Below are 14,116 nucleotides of genomic sequence, written 5' to 3' on the forward strand. Positions count from 1 at the left end.
AGGTACTCTGAGGTTAGTGAGCTTCGAAATCATCCTCGGTGACGTAAACGAGGAACTCTGCCACCATTGGCGGCAACACTTTCGAGACCTGCGCCACCCGATCCACGGGCGAGCCGAGATTCAACACGGAGACTTCTTCGACATCAACGCCGATGCCTACGTCTCTCCCGCCAATAGCCACGGCATCATGGATGGCGGCTTCGACCTCCTCCTTCGCATCCGCTTTCCCAGCGTCGACGTCGCCGTCCAACGCGAGATCGATCAGCTCGGCGGAATGCTTCCTATCGGTCATGCCCTGGTGGTCGAAACCGGCGACTTCGACGTGCCCTATTTGGTCAGTGCGCCGACAATGGAGGTCCCAATGAACATCGCGCACACAAACAACGTGTATCTCGCGACTCGAGCCGTCTTCCGCGCTGTTCACGAATTCAATCTTGAGAACGACGGCGACATCCAATCGATCGCCATTCCGGGCCTAGGGACCGGAGTCGGCAAAATGCCCCCTGCCTTCGCCGCCGCCCAAATGGCGGAAGCGTACGGGGAATTCCTAAATGAGATTCAATAACACGTTTCGCCTCGGGTAACGTCCAATCAATATGGTTGGCATCGCACTCGCTCTTTGCATGGCGCAAGAAGGACCCACGCCAGTGTTTGCCATCAAGCTCAACGGAACCGTTGTTTCGCCCAGCCCAGAAAGCTGGCGACCCGAAACCCATTGGATAAAGGTTCCCGGAGGTCTCGGCGTCGAGTTTTGGGGTCAGTCCTCTGGGTGGATGATTGTTGACCATCCCGCTCTCGCCCTTGAAAAGCAGTTCACGATTTCCGCATGGCTGAAACCGTACGCCTATGTGCTCAGCGGCCCACAAGCGCAGATCATGTTTCGCGGCGACGATCGTCCTGGCCTCGATCCCTACAGCATGGCCATCCATGACGACGGCACCATATTCTTGCGATTTGACAGCGATGACAACGTGACCACCGAATGCAAGAGCACAACGAAGCTTCCCGTGAACCAATGGTCGCACGTGGTTGGAACTTTCGATTCCTATGCGCATGCGATGAAGATTTGGGTCAATGGCAAGCTCGAAAATACCACGCAGACCGACCGCCATCCCATCGGCAGACTGGAAGCCATCGACTCGGCCGGCCTTGGTGTCGGCAATGTACAGTGGGATAAAGGGCCGCACAACCAGCCCTACCACGGCGTCATCGCCGACCTTCGACTCTACAATGTGGCGCTCGACCCCGAGAAGGTCGGATACGACCCCAAGCTTTGGGGCATTCAGAAGGTCGGCGGTTAGCCCAATTATCTATCCGCAACCAAATTAGTTGAGCGCCAAGTTGTATACGCCGCGAACAGTATCTGAACCGTATGCCTCTATGTAGGTGACCGTCAGCCCATTCCCCGACCGCACGAATGTCGCTGTATAGGTGTACTGATTTCCGCCGGTTCCGTCCTGATCCTTCGCGTCCCAGTAAATGCCACCAGCAGCACCATTTGCATCTACAGCCCCAAGCATGTTGTCATAGATGTTGCCTGAGCCGGGACCAAACTGCATCTTAATGTCGATATTGCCATTGGAATCCACCGTTCCAGAAGTTGGAATGTCCGTTGCTTCGGTTCCAATTGGATTGTTGTTGGAATCGTAAATGTTCCAAGTGCCCTTGCCAGACCAAGTTCCCGCGTACAGACTTGTAGTTGAAGATCCACCGCCGCCACAAGCGAACAATGTTCCAACGAGTAAAGAGGCTCCAATGAATGAGGCTAGCTTCATCAGAGGATGAGTCTACAAGCTTTTCGCCAGCGTGTCAAAGCAAGGCGTCGCATTCTCCTCCAGGCATAAGGGTCCAATCATGGTAAAGTTACGGACTTCATGACGAGGACTCTCGGCCAGTTTTGGCCGATTTTGAAGTCAAATCCAGGCAGAGAGGGCGGCAGGGCGGCCGCAGAAACAGAAGGAAATTGCTATGAAGAATACGATTCTTATTAAGATAGTGGGGGTCATAGCCCTAATCGCTTCCATCTCTGGATGCGCAACCAAAGCAGAAGAGTTCGGCGACTATGCCGGCTCCTACTCGTCCACCTACACCCGAGTGGCGCTCGGTGGAACCATCAATATCGCCGTCACGCCCGGTGGACTGGTCGACTACGCCGTTTCAGACTCAGCGGCAGGAGTCTTCTTCGGCACAGCGGCCATCGACAGCACTGGCCACTTCGCGGCGGTGGTGAACCAAAACAACCAGACCTATAATCTGTCCGCGACGGTCATCCCGTCCAAGACCGCCGCCCAACGGCAGGTCGTGTTCAATGTGACGGGTGACATCACTCTCTCGGTCACCCTCCAGTACCAGGACTCTCCCAACACGGGAAGCTATGCAGGAAGCTATGCCGGAGCGTACACCGGAGACTTTTCGGGAGACTGGAACTTCACCTTCGGCTCGAACGGGCATGTCGTGGGCGGAGTAACCAACGGAAATGAAACCCTCTTCAACGTGTCGGGCAATTTCTCGGCGGCCGGTGCCGGCCAACTAACGGGCCAAGGCTCTGGTACCCATCTAGGGGAAACGATGACATGGGCAGGCATGTGCGTTCTCTCCAATGGGCAGGTCAGTTGTACGGGCATTTGGTCCACCAGCGCATCCCAAGCGGGAACCTGGCAAGGATCGCGAAGCAACTAATGTCAATTCCAGCCCCAGTGGCGGCACCCTGGGGCTGGATTGAACACTTGCCGACATTACGGCTGGTTCGGCATGTCCTGCGTTTGGAAGTGAACCAGAGCCCGAACGCCTTCACTCTTCATGATCGCAACTGTTTCCGTTGCCCCGTCGCCTAAGTCCCGTTCAAAGTCACGCGAATCGACCAGGACATAAGGTCCATCCTGGGAGTTGCTATAAAGGTGAGTCGTTCCCGGTCCCTGGTCTTTGAACCCTTCCTTGACGAGTACCTTAGCGATTTCCTCGACGTCCATGGTCGGAACTTCGAATACGTTGCCTGGGCCAGCGTATCGCCAGGGAATCTTGGTAAAGTCGACCATCTTTGGCGTCACCTGGATTCCATAAAGGGACGTCTTTGGCAAGAGGAAGTGGGAGACGACGAACCAAGCGGTCGCACCTGCGCAGACCAAAAACCCCAGGATCGCGACAAGGATAAGAACTCTTCGGCGCATTTGACTCAGGCATTGTAGCCGAAGACGACCTTACTTCTTCGTCCGCTCAGAATTCTTTCGATAGGCGAATTGGAGTCCGGTGGCTCGCTCGATCTTGTGCAGAAGCTTTTTCTTCGAAGCGATGATTCCTTGAATGGTCACCTCACGACCATCTTGGAGCAGGACCACGCAGTGATCGAACGGCTGACGGTCATCGTCCAATCCCTGGTACCGTCGTAGCTCAACGACTTCGCTAAACTTGGCTTCGGCCGAAAGCACCCCCTCTTTGTCGAACAAACGAAGACCGTCCCGATCAAGCTCGATGCGCGCGTGAAATTGACGCTCGTATCGGACGTTTTGACGAACTCTCACGTAACTGGCGAGAAAGAGGACCGTTCCCACCGCAACTCCCGATGCGCAGAAGAAGGCGAAAAATTCAAAATGCAATACCAAGCTCAACGACAAGAAAAGCAACGATAGGGAGACAAGGCAGCCGCCACACCCGACTTCAAAAACCGGTCTGGTTTGGCGAATTGGAAAGCAGTCTGGGCTTGCTTGCATCTCACTGCTCGACCTGAACAAGAATTTCGCCCAGATGATGAGGCTGCCAAAAGCCAAAACGAGACAAAGGAGTGCGCCGAACATCACTATCGTCCGTAACCGGATTGTACCGACGGCCACGGCCTAGTTATTGGTCAAGTAGACGGGCATACCCAGCTTGCCAAGGGTTCCAGCCAGCCAAACCAGAGATTCCTCATCGGCAGGATCATCACTCTGGGCATCGATAAATGCGATGATGTGCTTCGCACTGTCCGAATCCTTCCAAGCATTCCGGTAAGTCGCGATTCCCACGCCGTTATAGCCAACTTTCGTGCGAGCAGAAGCCAACTGAACAATGGCATCTTCTGGCATCACTATGTGGTCTCCCGTTCGCGTCGCCTGAACCGTGATGGTGACTGGGGAACCTCCAAGCGACAGAGTAATCACATAGTAACCCGCGTAGCCGTGCGGAAACTGATACTCTTGTTCTATTCGAAGCGACCTCGTCGTATCCGCCGTTCTCGACCCAAGCTCGACTTTCCGATCGCCTCTCACCGCGTACAAAGGACGCGCGTGCAAAGAGAAGCCCCATCTCTCTTCCTTCTGGACAATCCACTCGTTGCCCAAAAGCTCGTCATGGTCACCTTCGACAAATGAGGTCAGTCTTGGCATTTTCACCCCACATTTTACTGACTTTAGTCCTGTATCCCAAGTTCGGAGACCTGAAAGGAAACGACAGCCAAAAAAAATCGTGGAGCGAACCCTGGCTACCTTGGCGTAGTACTAAGGGCGCGCCGTCCACCCGGACCGAATGTGATACAATAAATGAAGACAGTTCGGGTAGCGTAAACCGAGGTGGCAAAAGCCACCTTTTTTGTTACCGGACGAACGCAAAGTCGAGGAAAAGGAGCACAATGGAAGGCGATGTACTGCATCAACTGAACCAGATTGCGCAGGAGCGTGATCTGCCAATGGAAGAGCTTCAAGCTGAGCTTGAGGAGGCGCTTGCTGCCGCATACAAGAAGTATGTGGGAGCTCGCGGCGAGGTCCATGTCAAGCTCGATCCTCGTAAAGGAATGACCGCCAGCGTCGAAAAGGAAGTTGTCGGCGTCGTGGTCGAACCCAGCTTTCAAATCAGCCTCGTCGAGGCTCGCCGCCGCAAGAACGACGCAGAAATCGGCGACTTTATCCCGATGGATGTGGATCCCAACCGGTTTGGACGCATTGCCGCCCAAACCGCAAAGCAGGTCCTCAGCCAAAAGCTCCGTGAAGCCGAAACCCGCCGCATCCACGACGTCTTTGCCGAAAAGATCGGCGACATCGTGACTGGTCAGGTCACTCGACGAGACGATCAAAACGTCTATGTTCAAGTCAACCGGGTCGAAGCCGAACTTCCCCGTCGCGAGCAGGTGCCGACCGAAAAGTATTCGACCAATACCCGCCTGAAGGTTTACGTCTACAAGGTCGATGACTCGCAGAAGCGACTCAAAGTCATCGTCAGCCGAACCCACCCGAACCTGCTTCGAAAGTTGTTCGAATTGGAAGTTCCAGAGATCGGTACGGGCATCGTGACGATTAAGAGCGTGGCCCGCGAACCAGGTCAGCGAAGCAAGATCGCAGTTCAATCCACTGACGAACGCGTCGACCCGATCGGCGCTTGCATTGGCCCGCGCGGTGCGCGAGTCCAAGCCATCGTCGATGAACTGAACGACGAAAAGATCGACGTTGTCCCGTTCAAGGACGACCCCAAAGAATTCATCGTCGAATCGCTGTCGCCAGCCAAGGTGAACACGATTCGGCTCACCGAAAAGCAGAATGAGCGCGGAGAAATGGAGAAGCACGCCTACGTGGTGGTTCCCGAGAACCAGCTCTCGCTCGCGATCGGCAAAGGCGGCCAAAACGTCCGTTTGGCGGCCCGACTAACTGGCTGGACAATTGACATCCGCAGCGAGGCGCAAGCCGCCGCTGAGCGGGGACGAGGGTGAGGTGATGCTCCACAGTGCCAAGCCACGTTCCAATTCGGACCTGCATCGCCTGTCGCGGTAAATTTTCTCAGGAGAGCCTGTTTCGGCTCTCCCTGTCCGAAGAGCATATGCCAACCCCCTGGACTGGGCAGGGGCGGAGTGCGTATGTCTGCAAGTCTCGTCCGTGCGTCGAATCGTTCACGCACAAAGGACGCCTGCAAAAGGCGTTCAAAACCGGCAATCTCGTTCCAAACGAGCCCCTTTTACAAGATTTATTATGCAAACTGAGGTAAAGAAAGCAAATATGACAAGCATCGCCGAGATCGCGAAAGAATTCGAGATAAGACCGGGACAAGTGTTCACGGTCTTAAACGATCTCGGATTGAGCCACGACGGAGCCGCCTTCGATGTCGATTCCGACACGATGGAATTGGTTAAAGAAGGGTGCTTGGACCAACTCGACAAGAAAGCCATCACGCTGAAGCCGAACTCGTCGCCTCGCGACGTCGCCTTCGCACTCGATGTTCCGCAGGCCGAAATGCAGAAGAGCCTGATCGCCAAATTCCGAATCATGAAGGCGATCGGCAATCCGCTGACCGAAGAAGAGGCCCGCAAGATCGTCGAAGGGTACGGCTTCGAATACGCCGTGGCATCGGCCGTTGCGGCTAAACCCAAACCCAAGTCAGCCGCGCCCAAGCCGGGCGAAAAGATCTTGCGACCGCCGGTCGTCACCATCATGGGTCACGTCGACCACGGCAAGACATCCCTGCTCGACTACATTCGAAAGGCCAATGTCGCCGCCAAGGAGTACGGTGGCATCACCCAGCACATCGGCGCGTACCAGGTCACTCTGCCGGAAGGCGTCATCACCTTCCTGGATACCCCCGGCCACGCCGCCTTCACCAACATGCGGGCCCGTGGGGCCCAGGTCACGGACATCGCGATCCTGGTCGTTGCCGCCGATGACGGCATCATGCCGCAGACCATCGAAGCGATTCAGCACATTCAGGCCGCAAACGTTCCGATGATCGTCGCTGTCAACAAGATCGACAAGCCCGGCGCAAACCCGGACCGCGTTCTGACGCAGTTGACGGAGCACAACGTCGTTCCCGAATCGTACGGTGGCCAAACCATCACCGCCAACGTCTCGGCCATGACCGGCGAAGGCGTTCCCGAATTGCTGGAACTCATCCTCCTCCAAGCCGAAATCATGGAACTGAAGGCGGACCCGAAGGGGACGCTCGAGGGCACCGTCATCGAGGCGAAGCTGGAGAAGGGCCGCGGCCCGGTCGCCACGCTCCTCATCGAGGAAGGCACTCTGCACTCCGGCGACGCGCTGGTGGTCGGTAACACGTTCGGCCGCATCAAGGCGATGACCGACTACTTGGGCGAAAAGATGTCCGAAGCCGGACCGTCGACGCCGGTTGAGATCCTCGGTCTGAACGAAGTTCCGGCCGCCGGTGACAAGATCGAATTCTTCCCCGACGAGCGCTCGGCCCGTATCGAAGCCGAAGGTCGCGTCGCCAAGGAGCGCGCCCGATCGCTCACCAGTGGTGGACGTGGACTCACGCTTCGCGACCTGCGAAACCGAATGCAGGACGACGGTATGCGAGAGCTCAACCTCATCGTCAAGGCCGACGTTCAAGGCTCGGTCGAAGCGGTCAAGGGCATGCTCGAAAAGGTCAAGAACGAGGAAGTCGAGGCCAAAATCATCCTCAGCGGCGTCGGCCAGATCACCAAGGCGGATATCGACCTCGCGGCCGCATCCGACTCGATCGTCGTCGGCTTCAACGTGAAGCCGGAAGGCGAAGCCAAAAAGGAAGCCGAGAAGCGAAAGGTCGAAATTCGAACCTACACGATCATTTACGAACTCATCGAAGACATCGAAGCCGCCGTCAAGGGCATGCTTGCACCGAAGTTCGAGGAGCAATTCATTGGCGAGGCTGAGATTCGACTCCGCATGTCCTTCTCCAAGAAGGGCGTCATTGCCGGGTGCTACATCACCGAAGGCAAGGTCATGCGCGGTGCGAAGGCCAAGGTCTACCGCGGAAAGGACCTCATTCACGACGGCGACATCGTCACCCTCAAGCACTTCAAGGACGATGTCCGCGAAATGAACATGGGCCAGGAATGCGGTATGACGTTCGGCGATTGGGAAGGATTTGAAGAAGGCGACCGAGTCGAAGCCTTCGAAGTCGTTCAAGTTAACGCGTAACCATGATTGCGATCCGCGCCTTTTATAAGTTCGTCGCCATGACGCCTGAGCGGGCCGATGAGGTCACCGCTCAGATCAAGGCGCTGTGCGAGGAACTAGAATTCAAAGGCGCGATCACCTTCGCAACCGAAGGCATCAACGGCACCGTTTCGGCGTCGCCGGAGAACATGGAGGCGTTTTGGCGAGCGCTGACTTCCCTGCCCGAGTTTCCCGACGTGGATTACAAGGATTCGTCGCACGAAGAGCATCCGTTCCGTAAACTGCGCATCCGCCACCGAAAGGAGATCATCACGATCAAGGATCCGGCGGTCGATCCGACCAAGGTGGTGGGCACCTACGTTTCGCCTGCCGAATGGAACGACCTGATCTCCGATCCCGACGTCTTGGTCCTGGACACCCGCAACCACTATGAGTATGTCGAGGGCACCTTCGAGGGTGCCGTCGATCCCAATACCCGTAACTTCTCCCACCTGCCCGCTTGGGTGGACCAAAACCTCGATCCGTCGAAGGTCAAGAAAGTGGCGATGTTCTGCACCGGCGGAATCCGGTGCGAAAAGGCGTCGGCGATGATGCTTCAGCGCGGCTTCAAAGAGGTGTATCACCTCAAAGGTGGGATTCTGAAGTACCTGGAAGAGATCCCCGAAGGCGAGTCGAAGTTCACTGGCAGTTGCTTCATCTTCGACGATCGCGACGCGATTCTCACCGGGTTGAAGTCCGAGAAACGCAAATTCGACCAGAACAAGCTGGACGAGACCGTCGAGTATTACAGGCCTTCGTAAACGCACCGCCAAAAGTCCGTAAACACCTTCGGTGGTTCCGGCGAGGTCATCATACGCTGGGTCATCAGGACTCCACAGAGGTCATTTGATGGATCGGAGTAGGCCGAAGTGCCGAAGCCACCATCCCATCCGTACCGCCCCGGAACCTGCCACGGTTCTTCACCGCCAATGCATATGGCGCCGCCAAAGCCCCAACTACTGTGGTCACCAAAAAATATTTCACCTCCTATGCGCTGGGACGGCACTAAGCGGTCAGACATCATCATGGATATGCTTGATTCGGAAAGGACGCCCTGTCCCTTCCTCAGCAACATCCTGCAGAAACTCAGGTAGTCGCTTGCGGTGGAAACCAAGCCACCAGAGCCAGATTGGAAGGCAGGAGGAGTTGCAATTTCGCTTGACGAGCCGGCCGCATCGAAGACCTGAAGCCCGCCTTCGTTCGGCCAAAGAAGGGCAGGCAGACGATGATGCTTGCTTTCTGGAACACTGAAACCGGTGTCCGCCATCCCGAGCGGTTGGAAGAGGCGCTCTCTCATGAAGTCTTGGAGACTCATTCCCGACACTCGCGAAATTAGGATGCCAAGAACATCCGAACCTGTATTGTAGAGCCATCGTTCCCCAGGTTGATGCATTAGGGGTAGTGCGCCGAGGCGACGCATGAATTCGTCCTGCCCCGGAGCTCGGGACAGTCTTGGCGGTCCATCACCACCTAAATTCCCTTCAGCAATGGGCTTCTGAATCGGGTAGGTGCCTGGCATGGCCATGACGCTCCCAAATCCAAATGTAAACGTTTGGAGATCACGAAAAGTAATGGGTCGGTTTGCGTGAACCGTATCGTTCAACTCCGAACCGATGTCCCGCAATACTTGACGATTAGCCAATTCTGGAAGCCATGGCTCAACCGAATCATCGAGCCCGATCTTGCCATCATCGACGAGGATCATCCCCACCGCGGCAGTTACTGGCTTGGTAATCGAGGCAATCCGAAAGATCGTATCGAGTTCGACGTTTCCAAACGCCATCTGATGAACACTATCGCCGTGGCTAACCAAAGCAACAATGCCTGGCACTTCGCCGCCGACGACATGGCTCTCCATTTTCGCAAACAACCGGTCTAAATTCATAACTGATTGTAAGCCCAAATGGGTTACCAGAAGTCGTACGTTGCGAGCTAACGTTCCAGGTTTGCACCGGGATTCGGAGCGTCTCCGGGCTTTAGGGTACTCCTTCGCCCTAATCTTAGCGGCCCTAGTATCCCCTCAGAATTTTCCCGAGCTTCGACAGTCTGAATCTTTCAATCTTCATTCATTCCGTAATCTTGACCCAATGAACAGAGAAGCACCCTGGCCACCAACGAGAGTGCCCCAAAAAGCTCTGGATGAGCATCCTAACCTCCGATTGAGTCCCCTGTCTTTATCACAAACAGGACGATGAGACAAAAAAAGACCGCCCTCTCGGGCGGCCTTTGGTGCTCATTAGTGTCGGATTTAAGATCGGTTGCCGCGCAGGGCCTGCTGAGCGCGAGCCTGTTCCAGCTTCGTTCGCAGAGCCTTGTGGGTTCGGTGCAGTCGTGAGCGGATCGTGCCCACCGGAGCACCGAGCATCTCGGCGATTTCCGTGTACGGAACCTGCTTCACGTCGGCCAATTCGATTAGCTCTCGCTGATCCGGCGAAAGCGCGTCGAGAGCTTCCTGAAGCGGCTCGCTGTAGGCGTTCTCGATGAGCTGTTGCTCCGGCGAAGGACCATCGTCAGCCACTTCGAAGTGGATCGTGTCTCCGCCCACTTCGGCCGGAATTGAATTGTCATAGCTGACCGTCTGCACGCGTCGGCGTCGGTTGCGCAGAAGGTCCAGGTAGAGCCTCGTCACGATTCGGAAAATCCAGTTCTCGAACGGGCGATCTCCCTCATAGTCGTTGAACGACCGGTAGGCTCGATAGTAGGCTTCCTGCGTCAGGTCCTCTGCGTCGGGCCGATTTCCACTGAGGCGATAGGCCATGTTGTAGACCTTTCGATAGGTCTCATCCATCAATTGATTGAATCGGACCGTTTCTTTTTCGTTCAGTGCATAGGTTGTTGTCATTAGCTTTACTCCTCCTTTTGGTTCAAAGCTGCTTGCTCTGATAAGTTAAACGAGATATGTCATCGGAATGTTCCACATTTTTGAGTTTTTTGATATTAAGTAGCTTGAGCCTATGGGACTCAAGTCCCATAATCCTACCGGTCGGTAGTTCAAGACTTCTGTAGAAAAGGTAACGGGCGAGACTCCACCGGAGTTTCACTCAAACTACTATACGCACATAGTTTCGTCATTTACGGCATGGAAACATCAAATTTGGAAGCAGTGCGGGGATTTAGTACCCTTATGCGCCTCCGCCTGTCGGCGCGAATTTGTCGTAACCTTTGGGCAGTTCGAACGGTCGATTAGGCTCAAATGTGTTCCAAACCAGTTTCGAAATGTTCCTCAAAGCGACAAGCCCATCGTTATCGTGGACCCAGCGCTGGTCCTGCTGATCGGCCGTATACATGGCCAAAACGTACGGGCGCGAGGCGTAGACGATGGCCACTTCCGACCGGCTTTGGTTGACTGAACCCGTCTTCGAGCACACTTTCACATCGATCGGGCACATCGTCGGCGTAATGTCGTCCCAGTATTGGCGCGACAGAATCCTCAGTAGCTTCTCGCATACCGCCGGGCTCGCGGCCTTATGCTGGTACAGCAATTCGTATAGTCTCGCCTGCTCGCGCGGAGTAGTCATGCCCCACCCGAACTTTTGTTGCCACACGCTCTCTTGGTTGTCGCGGTCTGTGCGGTGGCCAAGAATCTTGGTATGGAGCAGGCCAAGCTTCTCCATCCTTTGGTTGACAGGCTTACTCCCGATGAAGTCCTGCATTGTCATCGTCGCCGTGTTGTCGCTCACACCGATCATCAGATTCACGTACCCGTCGATGTCCAGCGATGTCCCGTCCTTCATCAAATAGGTCCACATGCTCGCCTGCCGCTTCTCGGTGGGGAGTAGCGGGTACTTGTCGGTCATCTTGTGCTGACCTTCGTCCACCTCGCACAGTGCCTCCAAGGCAACGGAGGTCTTGATGGTCGAGGCTGTCGGGAAAATGTCCTCACCATTAAAGGAGATGCGTTTGCCGGTCGTCAGATCGACCACGCAGTAGCCCAGCCTTCCCCGAAACGCCTTAGCTATGGCCGTCAGGTCCTTCTCAAGCTTGGTGAGGTTAGGCGGAGTCGAAGAGAGGGCGAGGAACGCAGGAACCATGAGGCTAGATTACTTCAGCGGATAGCTTAGAGCCTTCAGCCTTTCTGGCCAATGGCCAAGATGTCTCTCTGGCGAGAGAGACCGGTGAGCGTTATGCGAACCGAGAGAGTCGTCTTTAGCCTTCGAGACTTGCCTCGAAGGCTAGAGCGCGAATAAATTCGCGCAGTCCAAAGGCCGCTTTCCGAAATTACTCCGCCATCATTGCTCGCAGGCCGCCAAAGTCCCCGTTGCTAAACGTCACGACCAGATCGCCAGGCTGGACCACATCCTCCAGCCAATCCCGAACGTACTTCCCCCAATCCGACTCTTTGCCTTGCTCAAGCGAAAGAACAAAAGCCGGGACCTTGAATTGGCTCCGGAGCCAATCCAAATCCAATCGTTCGGAATCCGAATATCTCCACGGTCGATCCAAGGCTCCAATCGCAACGCCGGAAGCCTTGGCGAAGCAGTCAACAATTTCCTGTTGGTAAAAGCGTCGCGTCGTGGTGTTGGTCCGGGGTTCGAAGCAAGCGATCAACCTTCTGTTCGGATACCGAGCAATTAGGGCATCGATTGTCTCGCGGATCGCGGTCGGATGATGGCCGAAATCGTCGATCACCAGCGCGCCCCGCCAGGTTCCCTTTTCCTGCATCCGTCGCTTGGGCGGAAGATAAGACGCCGCTCCCGACTGCAACTGATCGAGCGGCATTCCCAGCCGATGCCCGCAGACGAGCGCCACCAACATGTTGAGGGCATTGAACCGGCCATTGGCCGGACTCGCGAACTCGCCAAACTTTTCGCCGTTCCGCAGAACCGTAAAACGAGAGCCTTCCGGCGACTCCTCAAGGTCCACAACCCGCCAGAAGCAAGAGTCCCCAAAGCCGAACGTCTCCACCGGGGAGCAAGCAACTTTCAGAACCTCCGCGACAACGGGATCATCGCCATTGGCCAAGACCAAGCCATTGCGTGGCACCAACCGAATGAAGAGCCGGAACGACTTCTTGATCGCCTCCAAGTCATCGAAGATATCCGCGTGGTCGAACTCGATGTTATTCACCACCGCGATGTCGGGCCGATAATGCATGAACTTCGACCGCTTGTCGTAATACGCCGAATCGTATTCGTCTCCCTCAATGACGAATACATCGCTCTCGGCCGGAAGGCAGGAAACGGAAAAGTTACCCGGCACTCCGCCGATCATAAAGCCTGGTCGAAGCTCGCCAACCGTCAGCATATTGGCCGTCATCGCCGTCGTCGTGGTTTTTCCGTGCGTTCCCGCAATCACCACACTGGTCCGCTTGCCGATCAGTTGCTGGGCGACCAACTCCGGCAGAGAGATCAAGTCCAGCTTGTGCTCCAACGCGAACTCTAACTCCTCGTTGCCTCGTGAAACCGCATTGCCAACAACGATGCGATCTGGATTTAAACTGAGGATGTGTTCGGGATCGAAGGACGAGAAAACCTCGACTCCACAATCGGCCAGGTAGGACTTCATCGGCTCGTACAAAACCTCCTCCGAACCGAAGACCTCATTGCCGAGCTTTTTGCAGGCTCCGGCCACCCCGCCCATGGCGGTCCCACCGACGCGTATGAAATAGAGTTTTTCGCCCACTTTCCCGAAGAGTATGACGTAGAATCAGGGCATGGTAACCACGCTCGCAATCGCCTCATTGCTAGCCATGAAGGTAGGTAATCCGTCCGCCGGAACAATCTACGACTTCACGATGAACAACATCGACGGCAAGCCCACTCCGCTCAAGAAATTCAAGGGCAAAGTCCTCCTCGTCGTGAACGTCGCCAGCAAGTGCGGCAACACGCCTCAGTACGCCGCTCTCGAAGCGCTGTACAAGAAGTATCACAAGGAAGGCTTGGTCGTCCTCGGCTTCCCGGCGAACAACTTTGGCGGCCAAGAGCCCGGCACCAATGAAGAGATCAAGACGTTCTGCACCTCCACCTATGACGTTTCGTTCCCGATGTTCAGCAAGATTTCGGTGAAGGGCGAGGACATCGCTCCACTGTACAAGTGGCTTCTGACCGAATCGAACAGCACCACCGATATCGACTGGAACTTCGCCAAGTTCGTTGTCAGCCGAGACGGAACCACGGTCAAGCGATATGCGGCGAAAACAAAGCCGGATAGCCCCGACGTGGTCGAGGCTATCGAAGCAGCTCTGAAAGAGAAGGCTTAGAACGTCATAAGATAATCAAGGTTGATGGTCGTCG

Annotated in this window: 16 protein-coding genes; 8 read left to right on the forward strand and 8 right to left on the reverse strand. The window is 55.6% G+C overall.

All coding sequences use genetic code 11. The features are described 5' to 3' along the window. Positions 1-7: 7 nt before the first annotated feature. Positions 8-565, forward strand: coding sequence for an Appr-1-p processing protein (locus GC165_15490; protein MBI1334272.1), 558 nt, complete (start codon positions 8-10; stop codon positions 563-565). 31 nt (positions 566-596) lie between these two features. Next, positions 597-1,301, forward strand: coding sequence for a hypothetical protein (locus GC165_15495; GenBank protein ID MBI1334273.1), 705 nt, complete (start codon positions 597-599; stop codon positions 1,299-1,301). Positions 1,302-1,325: 24 nt separating this feature from the next. On the opposite strand, the gene GC165_15500 is transcribed toward GC165_15495, so the two are convergent. Next, the gene (locus GC165_15500) at positions 1,326-1,775 is read right to left on the reverse strand and encodes a hypothetical protein (protein MBI1334274.1); all 450 of its coding nucleotides are present in this window, start codon (positions 1,773-1,775) and stop codon (positions 1,326-1,328) included. 193 nt (positions 1,776-1,968) lie between these two features. Between GC165_15500 and GC165_15505 the strand changes: the two genes are divergently transcribed. After that, complete coding sequence (locus GC165_15505) at positions 1,969-2,679, forward strand: hypothetical protein (protein MBI1334275.1); 711 nt, start codon at positions 1,969-1,971, stop codon at positions 2,677-2,679. Between the two features lie 56 nt (positions 2,680-2,735). On the opposite strand, the gene GC165_15510 is transcribed toward GC165_15505, so the two are convergent. The 3 genes from GC165_15510 to GC165_15520 all read right to left on the reverse strand — a co-directional run bounded on the left by GC165_15510 (position 2,736) and on the right by GC165_15520 (position 4,358). After that, on the reverse strand, positions 2,736-3,167 hold the full coding sequence (locus tag GC165_15510) for a hypothetical protein (protein ID MBI1334276.1): 432 nt from the start codon (positions 3,165-3,167) through the stop codon (positions 2,736-2,738). A 30-nt stretch (positions 3,168-3,197) separates the two neighbouring features. Further along, positions 3,198-3,548 carry a hypothetical protein gene (locus GC165_15515; GenBank protein MBI1334277.1) on the reverse strand — a complete coding sequence of 117 codons (351 nt, stop codon included), beginning with the start codon at positions 3,546-3,548 and terminating at the stop codon, positions 3,198-3,200. 282 nt (positions 3,549-3,830) lie between these two features. Further along, entirely contained in the window at positions 3,831-4,358 is a 528-nt protein-coding gene (locus GC165_15520) for a hypothetical protein (GenBank protein MBI1334278.1), read from the reverse strand. On the opposite strand from GC165_15520, the gene nusA reads away from it, so the two are divergent. Genes nusA through GC165_15540 form a run of 4 tightly spaced genes read left to right on the forward strand, consistent with a single transcriptional unit; the run spans position 4,340 to position 8,644 of the window. Next, a complete protein-coding gene (nusA, locus tag GC165_15525) occupies positions 4,340-5,671 on the forward strand; it encodes a transcription termination/antitermination protein NusA (GenBank protein ID MBI1334279.1) in 1,332 nt (443 codons plus the stop codon). The two genes, GC165_15520 and nusA, sit on opposite strands and share 19 nt — an antisense overlap. Positions 5,672-5,685: 14 nt before the next feature. Then, the gene (locus GC165_15530) at positions 5,686-5,943 is read left to right on the forward strand and encodes a DUF448 domain-containing protein (GenBank protein ID MBI1334280.1); all 258 of its coding nucleotides are present in this window, start codon (positions 5,686-5,688) and stop codon (positions 5,941-5,943) included. After that, positions 5,928-7,865, forward strand: a complete 1,938-nt coding sequence (infB, locus tag GC165_15535; protein MBI1334281.1) for a translation initiation factor IF-2 — start codon at positions 5,928-5,930, stop codon at positions 7,863-7,865. Before GC165_15530 ends, infB begins: the two co-directional genes overlap by 16 nt. Positions 7,866-7,867: 2 nt before the next feature. Then, the gene (locus GC165_15540) at positions 7,868-8,644 is read left to right on the forward strand and encodes a hypothetical protein (GenBank protein ID MBI1334282.1); all 777 of its coding nucleotides are present in this window, start codon (positions 7,868-7,870) and stop codon (positions 8,642-8,644) included. Here the strand turns inward: GC165_15540 and GC165_15545 are convergent. From GC165_15545 to GC165_15560, 4 genes are all read right to left on the reverse strand, one after another. Next, positions 8,629-9,768 carry a serine hydrolase gene (locus tag GC165_15545; protein ID MBI1334283.1) on the reverse strand — a complete coding sequence of 380 codons (1,140 nt, stop codon included), beginning with the start codon at positions 9,766-9,768 and terminating at the stop codon, positions 8,629-8,631. The genes GC165_15540 and GC165_15545 overlap by 16 nt on opposite strands. 363 nt (positions 9,769-10,131) lie before the next feature. Next, on the reverse strand, positions 10,132-10,725 hold the full coding sequence (locus GC165_15550; protein ID MBI1334284.1) for a sigma-70 family RNA polymerase sigma factor: 594 nt from the start codon (positions 10,723-10,725) through the stop codon (positions 10,132-10,134). Positions 10,726-11,005: 280 nt separating this feature from the next. Continuing rightward, the gene (locus GC165_15555; protein MBI1334285.1) at positions 11,006-11,914 is read right to left on the reverse strand and encodes a hypothetical protein; all 909 of its coding nucleotides are present in this window, start codon (positions 11,912-11,914) and stop codon (positions 11,006-11,008) included. 187 nt (positions 11,915-12,101) lie between these two features. Continuing rightward, entirely contained in the window at positions 12,102-13,505 is a 1,404-nt protein-coding gene (locus GC165_15560) for a UDP-N-acetylmuramate--alanine ligase (GenBank protein ID MBI1334286.1), read from the reverse strand. Positions 13,506-13,572: 67 nt separating this feature from the next. Here GC165_15560 and GC165_15565 point away from each other — a divergent pair, with 67 nt between their 5' ends. Then, a complete protein-coding gene (locus tag GC165_15565; protein MBI1334287.1) occupies positions 13,573-14,082 on the forward strand; it encodes a redoxin domain-containing protein in 510 nt (169 codons plus the stop codon). Positions 14,083-14,116 lie beyond the last annotated feature (34 nt).

Source organism: Armatimonadota bacterium (assembly GCA_016125185.1).
Lineage (GTDB): Bacteria > Armatimonadota > Fimbriimonadia > Fimbriimonadales > Fimbriimonadaceae > Fimbriimonas.

Excerpts from the sequence above, each read along its gene's own strand:
- GC165_15555 (MBI1334285.1), bottom strand. The coding sequence starts at position 11,914 with ATGGTTCCTGCGTTCCTCGCCCTCTCTTCGACTCCGCCTAACCTCACC.
- GC165_15510 (MBI1334276.1), bottom strand. The coding sequence starts at position 3,167 with ATGCGCCGAAGAGTTCTTATCCTTGTCGCGATCCTGGGGTTTTTGGTC.
- nusA (MBI1334279.1), top strand. The coding sequence starts at position 4,340 with ATGAGGTCAGTCTTGGCATTTTCACCCCACATTTTACTGACTTTAGTC.
- GC165_15495 (MBI1334273.1), top strand. The coding sequence starts at position 597 with ATGGTTGGCATCGCACTCGCTCTTTGCATGGCGCAAGAAGGACCCACG.
- GC165_15550 (MBI1334284.1), bottom strand. The coding sequence starts at position 10,725 with ATGACAACAACCTATGCACTGAACGAAAAAGAAACGGTCCGATTCAAT.
- infB (MBI1334281.1), top strand. The coding sequence starts at position 5,928 with ATGCAAACTGAGGTAAAGAAAGCAAATATGACAAGCATCGCCGAGATC.
- GC165_15545 (MBI1334283.1), bottom strand. The coding sequence starts at position 9,768 with ATGAATTTAGACCGGTTGTTTGCGAAAATGGAGAGCCATGTCGTCGGC.
- GC165_15520 (MBI1334278.1), bottom strand. The coding sequence starts at position 4,358 with ATGCCAAGACTGACCTCATTTGTCGAAGGTGACCATGACGAGCTTTTG.
- GC165_15565 (MBI1334287.1), top strand. The coding sequence starts at position 13,573 with ATGAAGGTAGGTAATCCGTCCGCCGGAACAATCTACGACTTCACGATG.
- GC165_15505 (MBI1334275.1), top strand. The coding sequence starts at position 1,969 with ATGAAGAATACGATTCTTATTAAGATAGTGGGGGTCATAGCCCTAATC.
- GC165_15540 (MBI1334282.1), top strand. The coding sequence starts at position 7,868 with ATGATTGCGATCCGCGCCTTTTATAAGTTCGTCGCCATGACGCCTGAG.
- GC165_15500 (MBI1334274.1), bottom strand. The coding sequence starts at position 1,775 with ATGAAGCTAGCCTCATTCATTGGAGCCTCTTTACTCGTTGGAACATTG.